The organism is Streptomyces sp. NPDC058371 (genome assembly GCF_042723265.1).
GTDB lineage: Bacteria > Actinomycetota > Actinomycetes > Streptomycetales > Streptomycetaceae > Streptomyces.
Window position 1 is genome coordinate 74,250 of the sequence record NZ_JBHXJC010000003.1, and the last position, 14,450, is coordinate 88,699.

Consider the following 14,450-nt stretch of genomic DNA (forward strand, 5'->3'; position numbering starts at 1 on the left):
GGGGCCCGGACTCACAGGGCGGGCGCGGCGACCAGCAGGGCCAGCACGACGGCCCCGATCGAGCTGCACATGGGGCTCTTCGCCTTGATGCCGATGGTGAGCAGCAGCAGTCCGACGATGCCCATGGGGCCGTACTGCCACTGGACGGTCTGCTCGAAGCCGACGACGAAGACGGTGGAGAGGAGGGCGAGGGCCGGCATGGTGGTTCCTCCTTCGGGGGCGGGTGCGGGGCGGGTGCGGACGAGGTGCTGTCTGCATGGGGCTACTACCTGCGGACGGTGTGCGAGAGGAAGCAAAACTTCCGCCAACTCGCTGAAGTTGGCGACCAACTATGCTTAAGTTGTCCCCACTTGGCAGCTACTCATAAACAACTTTCAAACAACTCCCCATAGATGGGCGAGAGTTGTAGCGTTTGGTTGTGACCCAGGAGAACGTTGCAGTGAACGGCGACAGAAAGCGCTCACCCCAGGAGATCGCCGACGCCCTGCGCGGCCGGATCAACGACGGCCGGCTCAAGGCCGGTGACCGGCTGCCCACCCAGGCGGAACTGGCCGAGGAGTTCGGCGTCGAGCGCGGCACGGTCCGCCAGGCGCTGCGCGCCCTCCAGGACGACGGTCTGCTGAGCAACGTCAGCAAGGGGAGCCCGCCGCGGATCGCCGAGGCGTCCCCGGGCCTGGAGGTTCCCCAGCCCACGATGGTGGGGCTCGCCCCCCGGCTGGCCGAGGCGTTCGCGGTCCCGAACGTGCGGGTGGACGCGGCCTGTCTGACCGCCGAGACCCTGATGCTCGCCCTCGGCGAACCGGTCCGGCTCATCCACGAGGGCCGTATCCGCCCGAAGTCCATCGACGTACGGATCCTGCTGCCGAGCCGGGAGATCAACCTCGCCTTCCCGGTGCCCGTCGAGAGCCGTGAGGAGGGCGGCCCGGATCCCGTGCACCGGCGCTGGCTGGACCAGCGCGACGCGCAGGTGCGGGTGCTGCGGCACAACCTCTGGGCCCTGCGCGCCTCGCACGGCATCGAGGTGCACGTGACCTTCCGCGCGCTGCCCTTCACCCCGCCGGTGAAGCTGTATCTCCTCAACGGCGTCGAGGCGCTGATCGCGTACTACATGGTCACCAAGCGCGAGGAGGAGGTGGGCAGCGGAACGCTGGAGATGTACGACGCCCTCGGCGGCAAGTCCCTCCTCTTCTCCTTCGAACGGCGAGCGGGCCGGCGGGACGCCGCGTTCGTGGAGGAATCCCAGAAGTGGTTCGACGCCCTCTGGGAAACCATCACCACGGACCTGACACTCTCCTAGTGACTTCTGATGCGGCGAAGCAGACTGTTCGTGTGACGGAAGAGACGGAATCCCTGCGGGAGTTGATCGAGAAAGCACGGTTCGTGCTGTTCGATTTCGACGGTCCGATCTGTGGGCTCTTCGCGGGCCACAAGGCGGAGCGGGTCGCGAGCGACCTGGTGCAGTGGCTCGAAGGGCGGGGACTGCGTGGCCTGTTGACGGAGAAGGAGCGGGAGTCGCTGGATCCGCACAAGGTCCTGCGCGCCGTCGACCGCCGGCACTCCGGCAGCGACCTGGTGGCGGAGCTGGAGGAACGTCTCACCCAGGAGGAACTGCGCGCCACCGGCTCGGCGATGCCCACGCCGTACGCGGATCCGCTGGTCCGCACCTGGACGGCGGTCGGCGCGCGTCTCGCCATCGCCACGAACAACTCCCCGCGGGTGGTCCGCAAGTACCTCGCGACCCGCGGCCTCATGCCGTGCTTCGCCCCCCACATCTACGGACGCACCCAGGACCTCCACCTGCTCAAGCCGAACCCCCACTGCCTGCACCGGGCCCTCAACGCCCTCGGCGCAGCCCCCAGCGCCGCCCTGATGATCGGGGACACCCCGTCGGACTTCCTGGCGGCTCGGGAGGCCGGGGTTCCGTTTCTGGGCTACGCGCGTAACGAGCGGAAGGAGAAGGCGCTGCGGGAGGCGGGGGCGGGGATGATGGTGGGGTCGCTGGAGCTGGTGCTGCAGACGCTTCGGGGGTAGCCGAGGGCGGCTGGGGAGCGGCAGGCCCCGCTCGCCTGCGCGCGGAGACCTGCCCCCGCCAGGTGAGCAGGGCGAGCAGCCCCGTGATCAACTCGCTCACGTCGATGTGTACGACTCCCCCGAACACTTGGAAGTCCATGATTCCCACCCCTGCCACTTCCAGTGGACCGATCATTTGCAGTCCGATTGGACTGGTTGCCTGAATTTGGTATGCCCTACCCGGCTGATCCCTTAACTGGCCGCAAAAACGGGCCAGTTGGATGTCCGAAAGTGGCATGGATGTCGGCCGGAAGAGGTACGGTCACTGTGTGAGCGGAGAGCAGGCCGGCGAGGGCGGCGGCAGAAAGTTCTGGCATGTTGCCGAGGCGCTGCGCACCCGTATGACCGACGGCACGTACCCGATGGGCGGCCAGCTGCCGGGCCAGCGGGCGCTGGCCCTGGAGTTCGGCGTCTCCCGGGACACCGTGCAGCGCGTGCTGACCGAACTGGCCGAGGACGGCTGGGTCGCTTCCTTCGTGGGCAGCGGAACCAGAGTGATCAGGACGCAGCGGAACCAGACCTCACCGGCAGGGACCGCGCGGCCGGGGCAGAGCGTCACACTGCGCTCGTTCATCGCCGGGGCCTTCGAGCAGGCCACGGTCGCCCTGGACGTCTACACTCTGACCTCGGAATCGCTGGACGCCCACGTCCGGGTGCAGGTCGAGCGGATCCGTGACCGGGAGATCACGCCCGAAAGCATCACGCTGCGCATGCTGTTGCCGGCCGAGACGCTGGAACTGCCGTACCCGAGGATAAAGGGCGACCCGGAGGACCAGCGGGGCAAGGAGCGGCTGCACAACATCACCAAGCGGCACACGTCCTCGCTGCGTGGGGTGCTGAGGGACCTGCAGATCGACGGCCTGGTCCCCTCGGTGGAGATGGACATCCGGCATGCCCGCCTGACGCCGACGTTCAAGCTCTACGCACTCAACAGGGTCGAGGCCTTGTTCGGTCCCTATCCAATGATCGAGCGGACCATCGAGCTGGACAACCACGAGGAGGTCACGGCGCTCGACGTCCTCGGCTTCGGCGCAACGCTGACGCACCACGTCAAGGACGAGGACCCGACCTCGCAGGGCTCCGTCTTCGTGGCGAGCATGCAGTACTGGTTCGACTCCATCTGGAACCTGGGCACGGAGGAAGGTTAGGCCGACGGGGCCCGGGGCCCAGGGCGCACAAGGGTTGCTCCAGGGGCGTGCTGTAGCATTCGCGCACCGCGTGAGCAACCGCACTCGTTGGTGCGTAAGAGAGGGCGGATCCGCCTACATCTCGAACGGCCCGACACAGAAGAGTGGCCACCCGTTCATTCCCCTCGTGGTGGCCGGTGAACCCGGATTCTGGTCGTGCGAAGCACCGCCTCACGATTTACCTTTGCCTCACCTTCCTCAGCTTCCACCTGCGCAAGTCTCCAGGAGCGGCCAGTGGGCCCACGTTCCGTTCCCCGTACGCCTCCCGGGGGACGCGCCACCGCCGACCTGCCGGCGGACCTGCTCGACGATTTTGTGCGGCGGGCTGTGGCAGAAGGTGCGGCGAGCCGTGGGCACCACAACAAGAACTATGTGCTGCCGCTGACCGAACCCATGGCGCGTCTGCTGGGCCGTGAGACCGGGATGTCGTCCATCGTGCGCATTCGGCAGACCGAAGCCCTGCCCGTGGTCATCAGGACCTGGCACGACGAGTCGGCGATCCTCCGCGCTCTCCAGGGGGCCTTGCCGCATGTGCCGGAGTGCCTTGTCTCCCGCAAGAAATTCGCCATCCACAGCTATGTGGAAGGTGTTTCGCTCGCCAGTGTCTGCGGGAACGGGAAGCCCGTCGACGGGTTGGTGATCAAGGCGCTGGCGGGTCTGCTCGCCCAGATGTCGCAGGTGCGCCGGGAGGCGTTACCCCCCCTGCCCGGCAGTTGGCCGCACAACGGCAAGGACGGCCAGGGTTTCCTCCGGGCGCTGGCGTATCTCGGTGACCGTCAGATCCGGCAGTCCAATTGGGGGTCCTTTGGTGGACTGTTCGCCGCGCTGGGCATCCCGGAGGATGCGCTGATCCGACTGGCCGAGCGGGTGCCTCCCATGGCGCGTCGCCCGTACAGCCTCCTCCACGCGGATCTTCACCGTGACAACGTCATCATGACGTATCGCGGTGACCCGCCCCTGATCTGCGTCGACTGGGAACTCGCGACGTACGGGGATCCCCTGCACGACCTAGCCACACACCTGGTCCGAATGCAGTACCCGGATTTCCAGTGGGACGAGGTGATTCAAGCCTGGGCGAAGGCCATGCAGGCCGTCAGGCCCGCGGCAGTCAGGGGTCTCAGCAGCGACCTGCGGCACTACGTCGCCTTCGAACGGGCCCAGTCCGTGTTCCCGGACGTGATGCGAGCGGCCAAATCGCTGGAGAACTCCCTCGGCCAGAAGGCCTTGGACGCTGCCACGGCTTCGGTGTCCAAGGCACTGCGGGCGGCGGCCGAACCACTAAGACTGCCCAATGTGCCGAGTGAGGCCGAGATCGAGCGGGTCCTCTTCCGGTGGCAGGCATCCTGCTGGGAGCGGAGCACCCATCCGCGGGCGGTCATCAACTGGGAACCCGACAATCGAGTGAAAGAGCATCCCGATTTCCCCCATTCCGCAGTCCTCGAAGCCCTGATCTCGGAGGGCGCGGCGCCGGCCGGGCGGGTTTTCAAGGGCACCGCGCATCTCAATTCGGTCGTCCGGGTGGCGGGCAGTGACCTTCCGGTCGTCGTACGGCGCAAGGTGGCATCGGTCTGCCGCCGTGAACGTGGCTTTCTGAGTGAGCACGCGGTGCTGCGGGCCATCGAGCAGTCGGATGTCGCTGTGACGGCGCCGCGAGTCCTTGCCCTGGGCCAGAGCCATCACCTGGTCGCGCCGGACGAGAGCAATCCGAAGGACCCCTTTGCCATCCACACCTACGTGGGCCCGGCCGACAGCGATCAGCCTCCGAATCACCCCGTGCACGGACTGCTGCCGCACGAGGCGGACGGACTCGTGGCACAGCTCGTGGCGCTGACGCAGGTCGACTACAGACAACTCGATCCGGCGGCGGAGGACTCGGACTTCTACGCCTCGCTCAGCGACCGGCTGGTCTCGCTGGTGAGGGATCTGCCGAAGGAGTCGCAGCAGTTGGCGCGTGTGCTGGGCCTGCCCAACGCCGCCCGGCTCAAGGAGATCCTGTCCGCGCATCGGGTCACTCCCCGGTCGCTCAGTCTCCTGCACGGCGACCTGAATCCCTGGAACCTGGTGCGCCGTGACGACGACTTGGCGCTCACGATCATCGACTGGGAGATGGCGATGGTCGGTGACCCGCTCTACGACCTGGTCCGGCACATGCACCTCACGCCGACCAGGCCGGAGATCCGGACGCGGATGTTCCGCCGCTGGGAGCGCGACCTGCCCAGCACACACACCAAGAACTGGCAGCAGGACCGCCGGATCTACCGGTGGATCGAGGTCGTCCGTTCCGCCTATGTGGACCTCGACCGCCTGGTGACGGGCGCCAGCCTGGACGCCCCCAACGTCCGCAGGGCGGTGGACTCGTACTCGATGACGCTGCAGGCCGCCACCGCCTCGCTGGGCCTGCCCCTGCGCTGGCAGGCGAACCCCTATCTTGCCCGTGCGCTGCCGTACGGCGACCATGGCAGCAACACAGTGCTTCGGTTGCCAGTAGGTATGTGACGCACCGTCGGGCGGCCGGGCTTCAGGAGGGGGCTGCGGATGTCCGGCGTGCCGAACAGCCCGGGCGAAGCCGGTGTGGGGGAGCGCCTCAAGCGGTATCAAGCCCGCTTCGAGCCCGTCGTGACGCGTGTCCTGCTGCTGGGGATCTTTGTCACCGGGCTGACGGCCCAGTTCGTCAAGCCGGTCGGGGACGCCCTGGAGGGCAAGGCCTTCGTCGGTGGAGCACTGCTCAGCCTGGTCGGCTACGTGCTGTACGACGCGGTGAAGGACCTCACCGCATTGGTCAGGGCGCCGACCCGTGCCGTGGTGAATTCGCGGCAGCTCGGTGGCTTCGTCAGCGAGGCGTTCGGGGCCCGCAAGGTCGAGATCAGCTTCCTTGGATACACCGGAGAAACGCTCTACAACGAGCTCTACCACCGGTTGGAGGGGCTGCTCGACGTCCCTGGCCCGAGCAAGCGCATCTCCATCCGGATGCTGGTCCCGGACTTCGGTCAGCGGATGACCGTTCCCTCCCGGGTCGGTGCGAACGGGATGCCTGTGGACGACCCGGATTTCCGCAAGCGCATGGAGAGGCGGTGTCAGGAGTACGACGGGATACTGTCCGGGCTGGCCGAGCGGCTCACGGCCGATGGCAGGGTGACCGTCGAGTGCGAATACCGCCTCTATGTCGGCATCCCGCGGGACAAGATCTGCATCTTCAACAGGGAGCAAGTGCTGCACGGGCTCTACAACCTGGCGGCGCGGATGCGTCTCCCTCCCCTGGACTCCGAGTTCTACGACCCCAAGGGCTACAGCACGGATCTCAACGTCTGGACCCGGGAGGGAACGTCCGCCGCAGAGGCAGCCGTCTCCACCTGGGCCAAGCACTTCGACGACTTGTGGAGTCTGGCCACGGTGCCTCATTGGCGCCGGACCGCCGGCACTTGATCCGCGCTCACACCTTCAGCACCACCTTCCCCACCAACCCCCGGCCCTCAATGGCCGTATGGGCGTCGGACGCTCGGTCGAGGGGGAAGGCTTCCGCGATCACCGGGCGCAGGCGGCCGGCCGCCGCTTCGGTCAGGGCGGTGGACGCGAGGCGGGTGCGGTCCGGGTCGGGGAACTGGAGGTCGGCGATGCCGAAGAGGGTGATGGCGCGGCGGGCGGCCGCCGCCGGGTCGACGGGGGTGAAGCCGCCGGTCGGGGCGCCGTGGGCCGAGAAGCGGCCCCCGCCGGCGGTCAGGGGGAAGGCCGCGGCGCCCAGCGCACCGCCCACGCCGTCCAGGACCACATCGGCGGACGGGTCGTCGCCGCCGAGGGCCGTACGGGCGGCGGACGGCCAGTCGGGATGCGTGGCGTCGACCGCCGCGTCGGCGCCCAACTCCCTTACCAGGGCGACTTTTTCGGGGCCGCGAGCCACCGCCACCACCCGGGCGCCCCGGGCGTGGGCCAGTTGCACGAGGAGGGTGCCCATGCCGCCGGAGGCGCCGAGGACGAGGACACGGTCGGTGGGGCCGACGCCGGTCAGCTCGATCAGGCCCGCGGCCGTCACGCCGTCGTGGACCAGGGCGGCGGCGGTACGCAGGTCGAGGCCGTCGGGGACCGGGGTGAGGGCCGACATCCGCGCCACCGCGCGCTCCGCGTAACCGCCCGTCACGAAGGCGGTCACCCGCCGGCCCAGCCGGCTCGACGGCACCCCCGGGCCCACGGAGCTCACTATCCCCGCCACGCCCCCGCCCGGCACGTACGGGAACGTCACCGGGAAGAACTCACGGCCCCAGCCCGACCTGATCTGGGACTCCACGAAGATCGTGTCCACGTATGCGACATCGATCACCACCTCGTCCGGGCCGGCGACCGGGTCCGGGAGCTCCACCGGCACCAGGACCTCCGGACCGCCGAACTCCTTCACCTGAACTGCGAGCATCGTGCTCTCCCCAAAGTCGGTACGTGACTGTCGGCGCGTGACTGTCGGCGCGTGGAAGCCGGTGCGTGGGATTCGGTACGTGCACCGGATTCGTGCGTATGCGATGCAGTCTTCGACCTCGAGTTCGGTTGAGGTCAAGGGGGCATGTCCGGTCGAGGGGCCACGGCGGGGGAGCCGCGGCGGTCGGGGCGGGGCGCGCGCGGTGCGTACGCTCGTCGCATGGGTGAGATCGGGCTGCGCGAGCGCAAGAAGCAGCGGATGTACCAGGCTGTCTCCGACATCGCGATCGGCCTCTTCCTGGAGAAGGGCTTCGACGCGGTGTCCGTCGCCGAGGTGGCCGCCGCCGCCGAGATCTCCAAGCCGACCCTCTTCCGGTACTTCCCGACCAAGGAGGATCTCGTCCTGCACCGGTTCGCCGATCACGAGACCGAGCCGGCCCGGCTGGTCGCCGGGCGGGCCGCGGGGCAGTCCGTGACCGGTGTCCTGCGCGAGCACTTCCTCGCCGGGCTGGAGCGGAGCGACCCCGTCACCGGGCTCAGCGAGGCGCCCGAGGTCCTCGCCTTCCACCGGCTGCTCTACGGGACGCCCTCGCTGGCGGCGCGGCTGCACGGATATCTGGAGCGGTCCGAGGCCGCGCTCGCCGAAGCGCTCGGCGGCGACCTCGACGCCCGGCTCGCGGCGGGACAGATCACCGCCGTGCAGCGCGTCCTCGCCATGGAGAACTGGCGGCGGATGGCGGGCGGGGAGACGGTGGCCGCGGTACGGGAGGACGCGGTCGCCGCGGCGGAGCGGGCCTTCGAGCGGTTGGGGCGGGCGGGCGTGGGCGGATAGGGGTGTACCGGCGCGCGGACGTACGGGTGCATGGGTGTGCTGGTGGCGGAGGTGTCGCCCCCGGGCGCCGGCCTCGGATGCCGGCCTCGGATGCCGGCCTCAGATGTCGGCCTCGGGAGCCGGCATCCGTCCGCGGCGCCGACACTCGTAGTGACCAAGTAAAAAATTTAACTCGGTTACGTTATTCCGTTACGCTCTCTGGAATGACGTCACTCGACCTCGCGCACGCCCTCACCCACGAACGCGCCCATCACGACGCCTGCCGTGCCGCCCTCGCCGCCATGGTCGAAGGGGCCCAGGAACAGGTCGTCACCGGCGAGGACGTCTCCGCCTCCGGTGCCGACGCCGAGGTCCTCGGCTACCGGCTGCGCAGCCACGCCAAGGAGCTGCGCGAGCTCCCCGAGGGGCCGTTGTTCTTCGGACGGCTCGACTTCGACGAGTCCGGGGACGACCACGCCGGGCAGAGCTACCACATCGGCCGGCTGCGGATCACCGAGCGGCCCGCCGCCCCGCCCCTCGTCGTCGACTGGCGTGCACCCGTCTCGCGCGCCTTCTATCAGGCGAGCGCCCGCGACCCGCAGGGCATCGCCGTGCGCCGCCGCTTCGGCTGGGCGCCGGGCAGCCGGGGCGCCTCCGCCGACCTCACCGGCCTGGAGGACGAGCACCTCACGGACGGCGACCAGCCCCAGCGCGGCGACGGCACCCCCGGCCGCATCCTCACCGGTGAGATCGAGCGCCCTCGCGTCGGCCCCATGCGGGACATCGCCGCCACCATCCAGCCCGAGCAGGACGATCTCGTACGAGGGGACCCGGCTGCCTCGGTCTGTGTGCAGGGCGCCCCCGGCACCGGCAAGACGGCGGTCGGACTGCACCGGGCCGCCTACCTCCTCTACACCTACCCGCAGCGCATCCAGCGCGGCGGCCTGCTGATCCTCGGGCCCAACCGCACCTTCCTGTCGTACATCTCGGAGGTGCTGCCCGCCCTCGGGGAGACCGGCGTACGGCAGTCGACCCTCGGTGACGAGATCGCGCGCCATCCCGTCACCGGCGAGGACGGCGAACCGGCCGCGCGCGTCAAGCACGACGCCCGGATGGCGCAGGTGCTGCGCCGCGCCCTGTACGCGCGGGTCGCCACCACGGGCGCCAACTCCCTCGCCGTACCGGACGGTTCGTACCAGTGGCGGATCCCGGCCGAGGCACTCGAACGGATCGTGGACGGCGTACGCGCCGAGGAGCCGCCGTACGCGACCGGGCGGGAGCGGGTGCGGACGCGGGCGGTGCGGTACATCCAGGCGCAGGCCGAGCGGCGCGCCGGGCCGCCGACGAACGCCTGGGTGCAGCGGATCTCCCGGGCCCGCGCGATCACCGCGTACGTCGATGCCGTCTGGCCCCGGGTGCGGGCGGAGGAGGTGCTGGCCGATCTGCTCGCCGGCCCGGACGCGCTGGCCGCGGCGGCGGACGGGCTGCTCGACGCGGACGAGCAGAGGGCGGTCCTGTGGACGAGGCCACCGCGCTCGTACAAGTCGGCGCGCTGGTCCGCCGCCGACCTGGTCCTCCTCGACGAGGTCGCCGGACTCCTCGAACACCCGCAGGGATACGGCCACTTGGTCGTGGACGAGGCGCAGGACCTGTCACCGATGGAGTGCCGGGCGATCGCGCGGCGGGCCGCCTTCGGGTCGCTGACCGTACTCGGGGACCTGGCGCAGGGGACGACCCCGTGGGCCGCCCGCAGCTGGCCCGAACTCCTCGCGCACCTGGGGAAACCGGACGCCGCCGTCGTCCCGCTGACCACCGGCTTCCGTGTCCCGGAGGCGGTGGTCGGGCTCGCCAACCGGCTCCTGGACCAGCTGGCGGTGGACGTACCGCGTGCTCGATCCCTGCGCAGGGACGGGCAGTTGAGGATGCTGGAGGGCGACGACGTGCCGTCCCTCACCGTACGCGCCGTGCGCGAGGCGCTGACGCACGAGGGCTCCGTCGGGGTCATCGCGGCCGACGCGGATGTCGTACGGGTCCGGGAGGCGCTCGGCGCGGCCGGGATCCCGTACGCCGGTCCCGACGAACTCGGCGTGCGGGTCGCGGTGTTGGCCGCGAGCGTCGCCAAAGGGCTCGAGTACGACCACGTCGTGGCCGTCGAGCCGGCGGCGATCGTGGAGGCGGAGGCGCGGGGAGCGCACCGCCTGTACGTGGTGCTGACCCGGGCGGTCTCCCGCCTCGATGTGGTGCACGCACGTCCGTTGCCGTGGTGATGTGGTGCATGCGCGTCCGTCGCCACGGTGAGGCGGTGAGGGGCGCGTCGCGTCCGGGTGCCCTGGGGGTGACCCGGACGGTCGTATCACCAGGGCACCGGCCGGCCGTCGCGGAAGAAGCCGCCGGTCGGGCCGTCGTCCGGGAGGGTCGCCGCCCAGACGACGCTCGCCGCGCCCTCCGTGACCGGCCGGCCGCCGGGGCCGCCCATGTCGGTGGCGACCCAGCCCGGGCAGACCGCGTTCACCAGGATCCCGTCGCCGCGCAGTTCGGCGGCGAGCATGCGGGTGAGGGCGTTGAGCGCCACCTTCGACGCGGTGTACGCCGGGGTCCCGCCGCCCATGCTCGCGAAGGAGGCGGCCTCGCTGGAGACGTTCACGATGCGGGGGTGCGCGCTCGCCCGCAGCCGGGGGAGCAGTGCCTGGGTGAGCCGCCAGGGTCCGTACAGATTGGTCTCGGCGGCTTCCCGTACGACGTCCAGGTCGGCCGTGGCCGCGCGCTGCCAGGTGTCGTACGTGATCGCCGCGTTGTTGACCAGCACGTCGAGGGCGTCGATCCGGCCCGCCACCTCGGCGATCCCGGCCGCCGAGGTGACGTCAAGGCGCAACGGGCGGGCGTTCGGGCCGATCGCGCGCGCCGCCTCCGCGGCGGCTTCACCGGACCGCGCGGTCACGAGCACGGTGTGACCCGCGGTGGCGAGCTGCCGGGCGACTTCGCGGCCGATGCCGCGGTTGCCGCCGGTGACGAGCGCGATCATGAGAACTCCCCGGGAGGCTGGTGGTGATCTCAGCGTACGGAGGAGGATCCGGAGGCCGACGCCTCTCCAGGACGGGGAGGGGGATCCGGAGGCCGATGCCTCTCCAGGACAGGGAGGGGGCTCAGGAAGCCGACGCCCCCTCCAGTACGGGGATCAGCACCTCCTCCTCGTACGTCAGATGCGCTTCGAGCTCACGCGTGAGCCGCTCCACCTCGGGGAGTACGGCGGCGGGGTCCACGTCCTCGGCCGCGAGGACCCGGCGCAGCTCTTCGAGGAGCGCGGCGATCCGCTCGTGCTCGTGTCGCAGCCGGTCCAGGGCCGGTGCGAGTTCCGGGCTCCGCTCGGCGGCGAACGGGAACAGGGCCATGTCCTCGCCGGTGTGGTGCAGGGTGAGGCCCGTGCAGAGAGTGAGGCAGTTGACGCGGAGCTGGGCGCCGAGGGCGGTGCCCGATGCCGCGAACTCCTTCCGGATCAGGGCGAGTTCGCGGCGGAAGGCGTCATGGATCACCTTGACGGCTTCTCCCGGGGAACTCGCCGTGAAGTTCGGCGGGCCGCCCCTGGGGATCTCGCGGAGGGCCACGACGGGGATGACCCGTTCCGTCTTCGCCTGGTACTCCGCCCAGCCCGGGTCGGCCTCGACCGCCCGCGCGAACAGCTCGTCGCGCTTCGTGCCCGTGAGGACGACGGCTTCGGCCTCGTAGGTGAAGACGCCGTTCTCCACGGTGACGCGGGGGTCGGCGACCAGGTTGTGGAACCAGTCGGGGTGCTGGGGCGCCCCGCCGGCCGAGGCGATGACGAGGACCTGGTCGCCGCCGTCGGGGTAGTAGGCGACCGGGGTCGTGTGGCGGGTGCCGGTGCGGGCGCCGGTGGTGGTCAGCAGGAGCAGACGTGCTCCCTCGAAATATCCGCCGACCCGGCCGCCGTTGGCCCGGAACTCGTCAATGACCTGCTGATTGAAGGGGTTGGGCGTTGAGTTGGGCATTCTCTGCTTTCTTCCGTGATGTGGGTGTCTTCCGTTCCGCGTCCGTCATTCCGTGCCCTCCATTCGGCGCCCTTCCTTCGGCCTGCTTTCCGCTGTGTTTTCTCCTGTTTCAAGGCAGGGGAAATCGCCGCGGGGCGGAGGCGTGGGGGTCCGCCCGCGGTGCGGTTGGTGTGTCTGGCGCGGCATGCGCGGCGTGCGCGTCTTGCATGCCCTGCACGGCTTACGCGGCCCAGGGAAAGGCGTCCGACCGGGAGATGGGTCGGAAAAGGGGCAGGGCGGCGCGGAGCCGGGAAGGCAAGGGAGGAGGGAAAGGTGGATCAGGCGCGGGGTGCTCAGGGGAAGAAAAGAGGGGCGGGCTCCTGGCCCGCCCGGGCCTCACTCGGAGGCCGGGCACCCAACTCGCTCACGGCACAAGGCCGACCCGGCAGTCATGAGGGCAACGGTAATGCCGGACACGGCATTTGGGCAATGCCGTATCGGCTCATCGCTCACTTCAATTCTCTGTCGGCTGCTTCAAGGGCGTCCCCGGCCGACGGCCCATTCACGAAGTCCGTGGACGAGCCGTCGCCGGGTGTGCGAGGTGAGACTCAGCCGCGGCCGAGGAGTTCGGTGATCCGGCTGAACCCGTCGGCGCCGTGGCCCCGGCCGATGGCCCGGCGGCCCAGCCCTTCGGCGGCCCGCATCACGCTCGCGTCGATTCCGTGGGCCTCGGAGGTGTGGACGATATGGGCCATGGACGACACCGCCGAGGTGAGCGGGTTGCCCTCGCCGGAGAAGCCGCCGCCGTCCACGTCCTGCGCCCACTCCGCGAAGAGCGGCGGGAGGATCGAGCCGATGCCCTGGGCGAACGGGGCCAGCTCCGGTGCGGAGATGCCTTCGGCCCGGGCCAGCGCGAGGGCGTGCGTGTAGCCGGCCATCGCCGTCCAGAAGATGTCGAGCAGCGCGATGTCGTACGCCGCCGCCCGGCCGATCTCCTTGCCGAGGTGGGTGTGGGTGCCGCCCAGCGCGTCGAGTACCGGTCGGTGTGTCCGGTGCAGGTCCGCCGGGCCGCTGTGGAGGAACACGGCGGCCGGTGTCCCGATCGTCGTGGTCGGCGTCATGATCGCGCCGTCCAGGTAGTGGATGCCGTGGTCGGCGGCCCAGGCGGCGGTGTCGCGGGCCCGGTCGGGGGTGTCGGCGGTCAGGTTCACCACCGTGCGTCCCTTGAGGGCGTCGGTGACAGCGGTACGGCGCAGTACGGCGTCCGAGGCGTCGTAGTTCACCACGCAGACGACGGTCAACTCGCTTGCGGCAACGGCCTCTTCGGCCGAGTGCGCACCGATCCCGCCCCGCTCGACCAGCTCCCGGTCCCGGCCGGGCGTCCGGTTCCAGACCGTGGTCCGCAGACCGGCGTCCAGGAACGCGCCCGCAAGCGACCGCCCCATGGGTCCCAGCCCGAGCACCGTGACGGCGGACTTTCCCGGCTGCACGGCGTGTTCTTGTCCCGTGTGTGAAGACATCGGACAACTCCCTTATCAATAACGGCAATCAGTGAGGAATAGGACGAAGATGACACGCAGCCGTGCCCAGGACCCGAACGTCTGTGGAGTGACCGCCGCGATCGCCGTGATCGACGGCAAGTGGAAGACGGCCCTGCTCTGGCTGCTGGAATCAGGCCCGCAACGGCCCGGCGAGCTGCGCCGGAGCCTGCCGGGCCTCACCGAGAAGGTGCTGACTCAGGCGCTCCGCGAGATGGAGACCGACGGACTGGTGCACCGCGAGGTCCATGACGTACTGCCGCTGAAGACCGAGTACTCCCTGACCCCGTTCGGCCGCGACCTCTCCGAGGCGCTGTCCCCTCTCTCCGACTGGGGCCACCGCCGCCTGGCCCGGCTCACTGCCCCCAACCCGCCTTCCTGACCCACCAGTTCGCCCCTCACCAGACTGACTCCGGGCCGGCTCGACGCCAAGTACCCACAAAAAGGTGGCTAGGGCGGG

Annotated in this window: 13 protein-coding genes; 8 read left to right on the forward strand and 5 right to left on the reverse strand. The window is 70.0% G+C overall.

From position 1 onward, the window contains the following. Positions 1-11 precede the first annotated feature (11 nt). Positions 12-200 (reverse strand): hypothetical protein, encoded by a 189-nt coding sequence (locus ACFWM2_RS11920; RefSeq protein WP_383276761.1) that lies wholly within the window; start codon positions 198-200, stop codon positions 12-14. A gap of 212 nt (positions 201-412) precedes the next feature. Here ACFWM2_RS11920 and ACFWM2_RS11925 point away from each other — a divergent pair, with 212 nt between their 5' ends. The 5 genes from ACFWM2_RS11925 (at position 413) to ACFWM2_RS11945 (ending at position 6,680) form a co-directional block, all read left to right on the forward strand. Further along, complete coding sequence (locus tag ACFWM2_RS11925; protein ID WP_383276764.1) at positions 413-1,297, forward strand: GntR family transcriptional regulator; 885 nt, start codon at positions 413-415, stop codon at positions 1,295-1,297. A 32-nt stretch (positions 1,298-1,329) separates the two neighbouring features. Further along, on the forward strand, positions 1,330-2,031 hold the full coding sequence (locus ACFWM2_RS11930; protein WP_383276767.1) for an HAD family hydrolase: 702 nt from the start codon (positions 1,330-1,332) through the stop codon (positions 2,029-2,031). Positions 2,032-2,339: 308 nt separating this feature from the next. Continuing rightward, positions 2,340-3,218, forward strand: a complete 879-nt coding sequence (locus tag ACFWM2_RS11935; RefSeq protein ID WP_383276770.1) for a winged helix-turn-helix domain-containing protein — start codon at positions 2,340-2,342, stop codon at positions 3,216-3,218. A gap of 273 nt (positions 3,219-3,491) precedes the next feature. Then, positions 3,492-5,753: a phosphotransferase gene (locus tag ACFWM2_RS11940; protein WP_383276773.1), complete on the forward strand. Its 2,262-nt coding sequence runs from the start codon at positions 3,492-3,494 to the stop codon at positions 5,751-5,753. A 39-nt stretch (positions 5,754-5,792) separates the two neighbouring features. Further along, positions 5,793-6,680 carry a hypothetical protein gene (locus ACFWM2_RS11945; RefSeq protein ID WP_383276776.1) on the forward strand — a complete coding sequence of 296 codons (888 nt, stop codon included), beginning with the start codon at positions 5,793-5,795 and terminating at the stop codon, positions 6,678-6,680. A gap of 7 nt (positions 6,681-6,687) precedes the next feature. On the opposite strand, the gene ACFWM2_RS11950 is transcribed toward ACFWM2_RS11945, so the two are convergent. After that, a complete protein-coding gene (locus ACFWM2_RS11950; protein ID WP_383276779.1) occupies positions 6,688-7,659 on the reverse strand; it encodes a zinc-binding dehydrogenase in 972 nt (323 codons plus the stop codon). A 219-nt stretch (positions 7,660-7,878) separates the two neighbouring features. Here ACFWM2_RS11950 and ACFWM2_RS11955 point away from each other — a divergent pair, with 219 nt between their 5' ends. Both ACFWM2_RS11955 and ACFWM2_RS11960 read left to right on the forward strand, forming a co-directional pair. Then, positions 7,879-8,490 (forward strand): TetR family transcriptional regulator, encoded by a 612-nt coding sequence (locus ACFWM2_RS11955; RefSeq protein ID WP_383276781.1) that lies wholly within the window; start codon positions 7,879-7,881, stop codon positions 8,488-8,490. A 203-nt stretch (positions 8,491-8,693) separates the two neighbouring features. Further along, positions 8,694-10,736, forward strand: a complete 2,043-nt coding sequence (locus ACFWM2_RS11960; RefSeq protein ID WP_383276784.1) for a HelD family protein — start codon at positions 8,694-8,696, stop codon at positions 10,734-10,736. A gap of 86 nt (positions 10,737-10,822) precedes the next feature. On the opposite strand, the gene ACFWM2_RS11965 is transcribed toward ACFWM2_RS11960, so the two are convergent. The 3 genes from ACFWM2_RS11965 to ACFWM2_RS11975 all read right to left on the reverse strand — a co-directional run bounded on the left by ACFWM2_RS11965 (position 10,823) and on the right by ACFWM2_RS11975 (position 13,972). Then, the gene (locus ACFWM2_RS11965; RefSeq protein WP_383276787.1) at positions 10,823-11,491 is read right to left on the reverse strand and encodes an SDR family NAD(P)-dependent oxidoreductase; all 669 of its coding nucleotides are present in this window, start codon (positions 11,489-11,491) and stop codon (positions 10,823-10,825) included. A 121-nt stretch (positions 11,492-11,612) separates the two neighbouring features. Beyond that, positions 11,613-12,473, reverse strand: a complete 861-nt coding sequence (locus ACFWM2_RS11970; protein ID WP_383276790.1) for a nitroreductase/quinone reductase family protein — start codon at positions 12,471-12,473, stop codon at positions 11,613-11,615. Positions 12,474-13,060: 587 nt separating this feature from the next. After that, positions 13,061-13,972 (reverse strand): NAD(P)-dependent oxidoreductase, encoded by a 912-nt coding sequence (locus tag ACFWM2_RS11975; protein ID WP_383276793.1) that lies wholly within the window; start codon positions 13,970-13,972, stop codon positions 13,061-13,063. A 49-nt stretch (positions 13,973-14,021) separates the two neighbouring features. Here ACFWM2_RS11975 and ACFWM2_RS11980 point away from each other — a divergent pair, with 49 nt between their 5' ends. Continuing rightward, the gene (locus ACFWM2_RS11980) at positions 14,022-14,372 is read left to right on the forward strand and encodes a winged helix-turn-helix transcriptional regulator (RefSeq protein WP_383276796.1); all 351 of its coding nucleotides are present in this window, start codon (positions 14,022-14,024) and stop codon (positions 14,370-14,372) included. Positions 14,373-14,450 lie beyond the last annotated feature (78 nt).

What these genes read in the sequence shown, in the direction of transcription:
- ACFWM2_RS11920 (WP_383276761.1), bottom strand. Translation starts at nt 200, where the DNA reads ATGCCGGCCCTCGCCCTCCTCTCCACCGTCTTCGTCGTCGGCTTCGAG.
- ACFWM2_RS11945 (WP_383276776.1), top strand. Translation starts at nt 5,793, where the DNA reads ATGTCCGGCGTGCCGAACAGCCCGGGCGAAGCCGGTGTGGGGGAGCGC.
- ACFWM2_RS11950 (WP_383276779.1), bottom strand. Translation starts at nt 7,659, where the DNA reads ATGCTCGCAGTTCAGGTGAAGGAGTTCGGCGGTCCGGAGGTCCTGGTG.
- ACFWM2_RS11955 (WP_383276781.1), top strand. Translation starts at nt 7,879, where the DNA reads ATGGGTGAGATCGGGCTGCGCGAGCGCAAGAAGCAGCGGATGTACCAG.
- ACFWM2_RS11960 (WP_383276784.1), top strand. Translation starts at nt 8,694, where the DNA reads ATGACGTCACTCGACCTCGCGCACGCCCTCACCCACGAACGCGCCCAT.
- ACFWM2_RS11965 (WP_383276787.1), bottom strand. Translation starts at nt 11,491, where the DNA reads ATGATCGCGCTCGTCACCGGCGGCAACCGCGGCATCGGCCGCGAAGTC.
- ACFWM2_RS11970 (WP_383276790.1), bottom strand. Translation starts at nt 12,473, where the DNA reads ATGCCCAACTCAACGCCCAACCCCTTCAATCAGCAGGTCATTGACGAG.
- ACFWM2_RS11975 (WP_383276793.1), bottom strand. Translation starts at nt 13,972, where the DNA reads ATGTCTTCACACACGGGACAAGAACACGCCGTGCAGCCGGGAAAGTCC.
- ACFWM2_RS11980 (WP_383276796.1), top strand. Translation starts at nt 14,022, where the DNA reads ATGACACGCAGCCGTGCCCAGGACCCGAACGTCTGTGGAGTGACCGCC.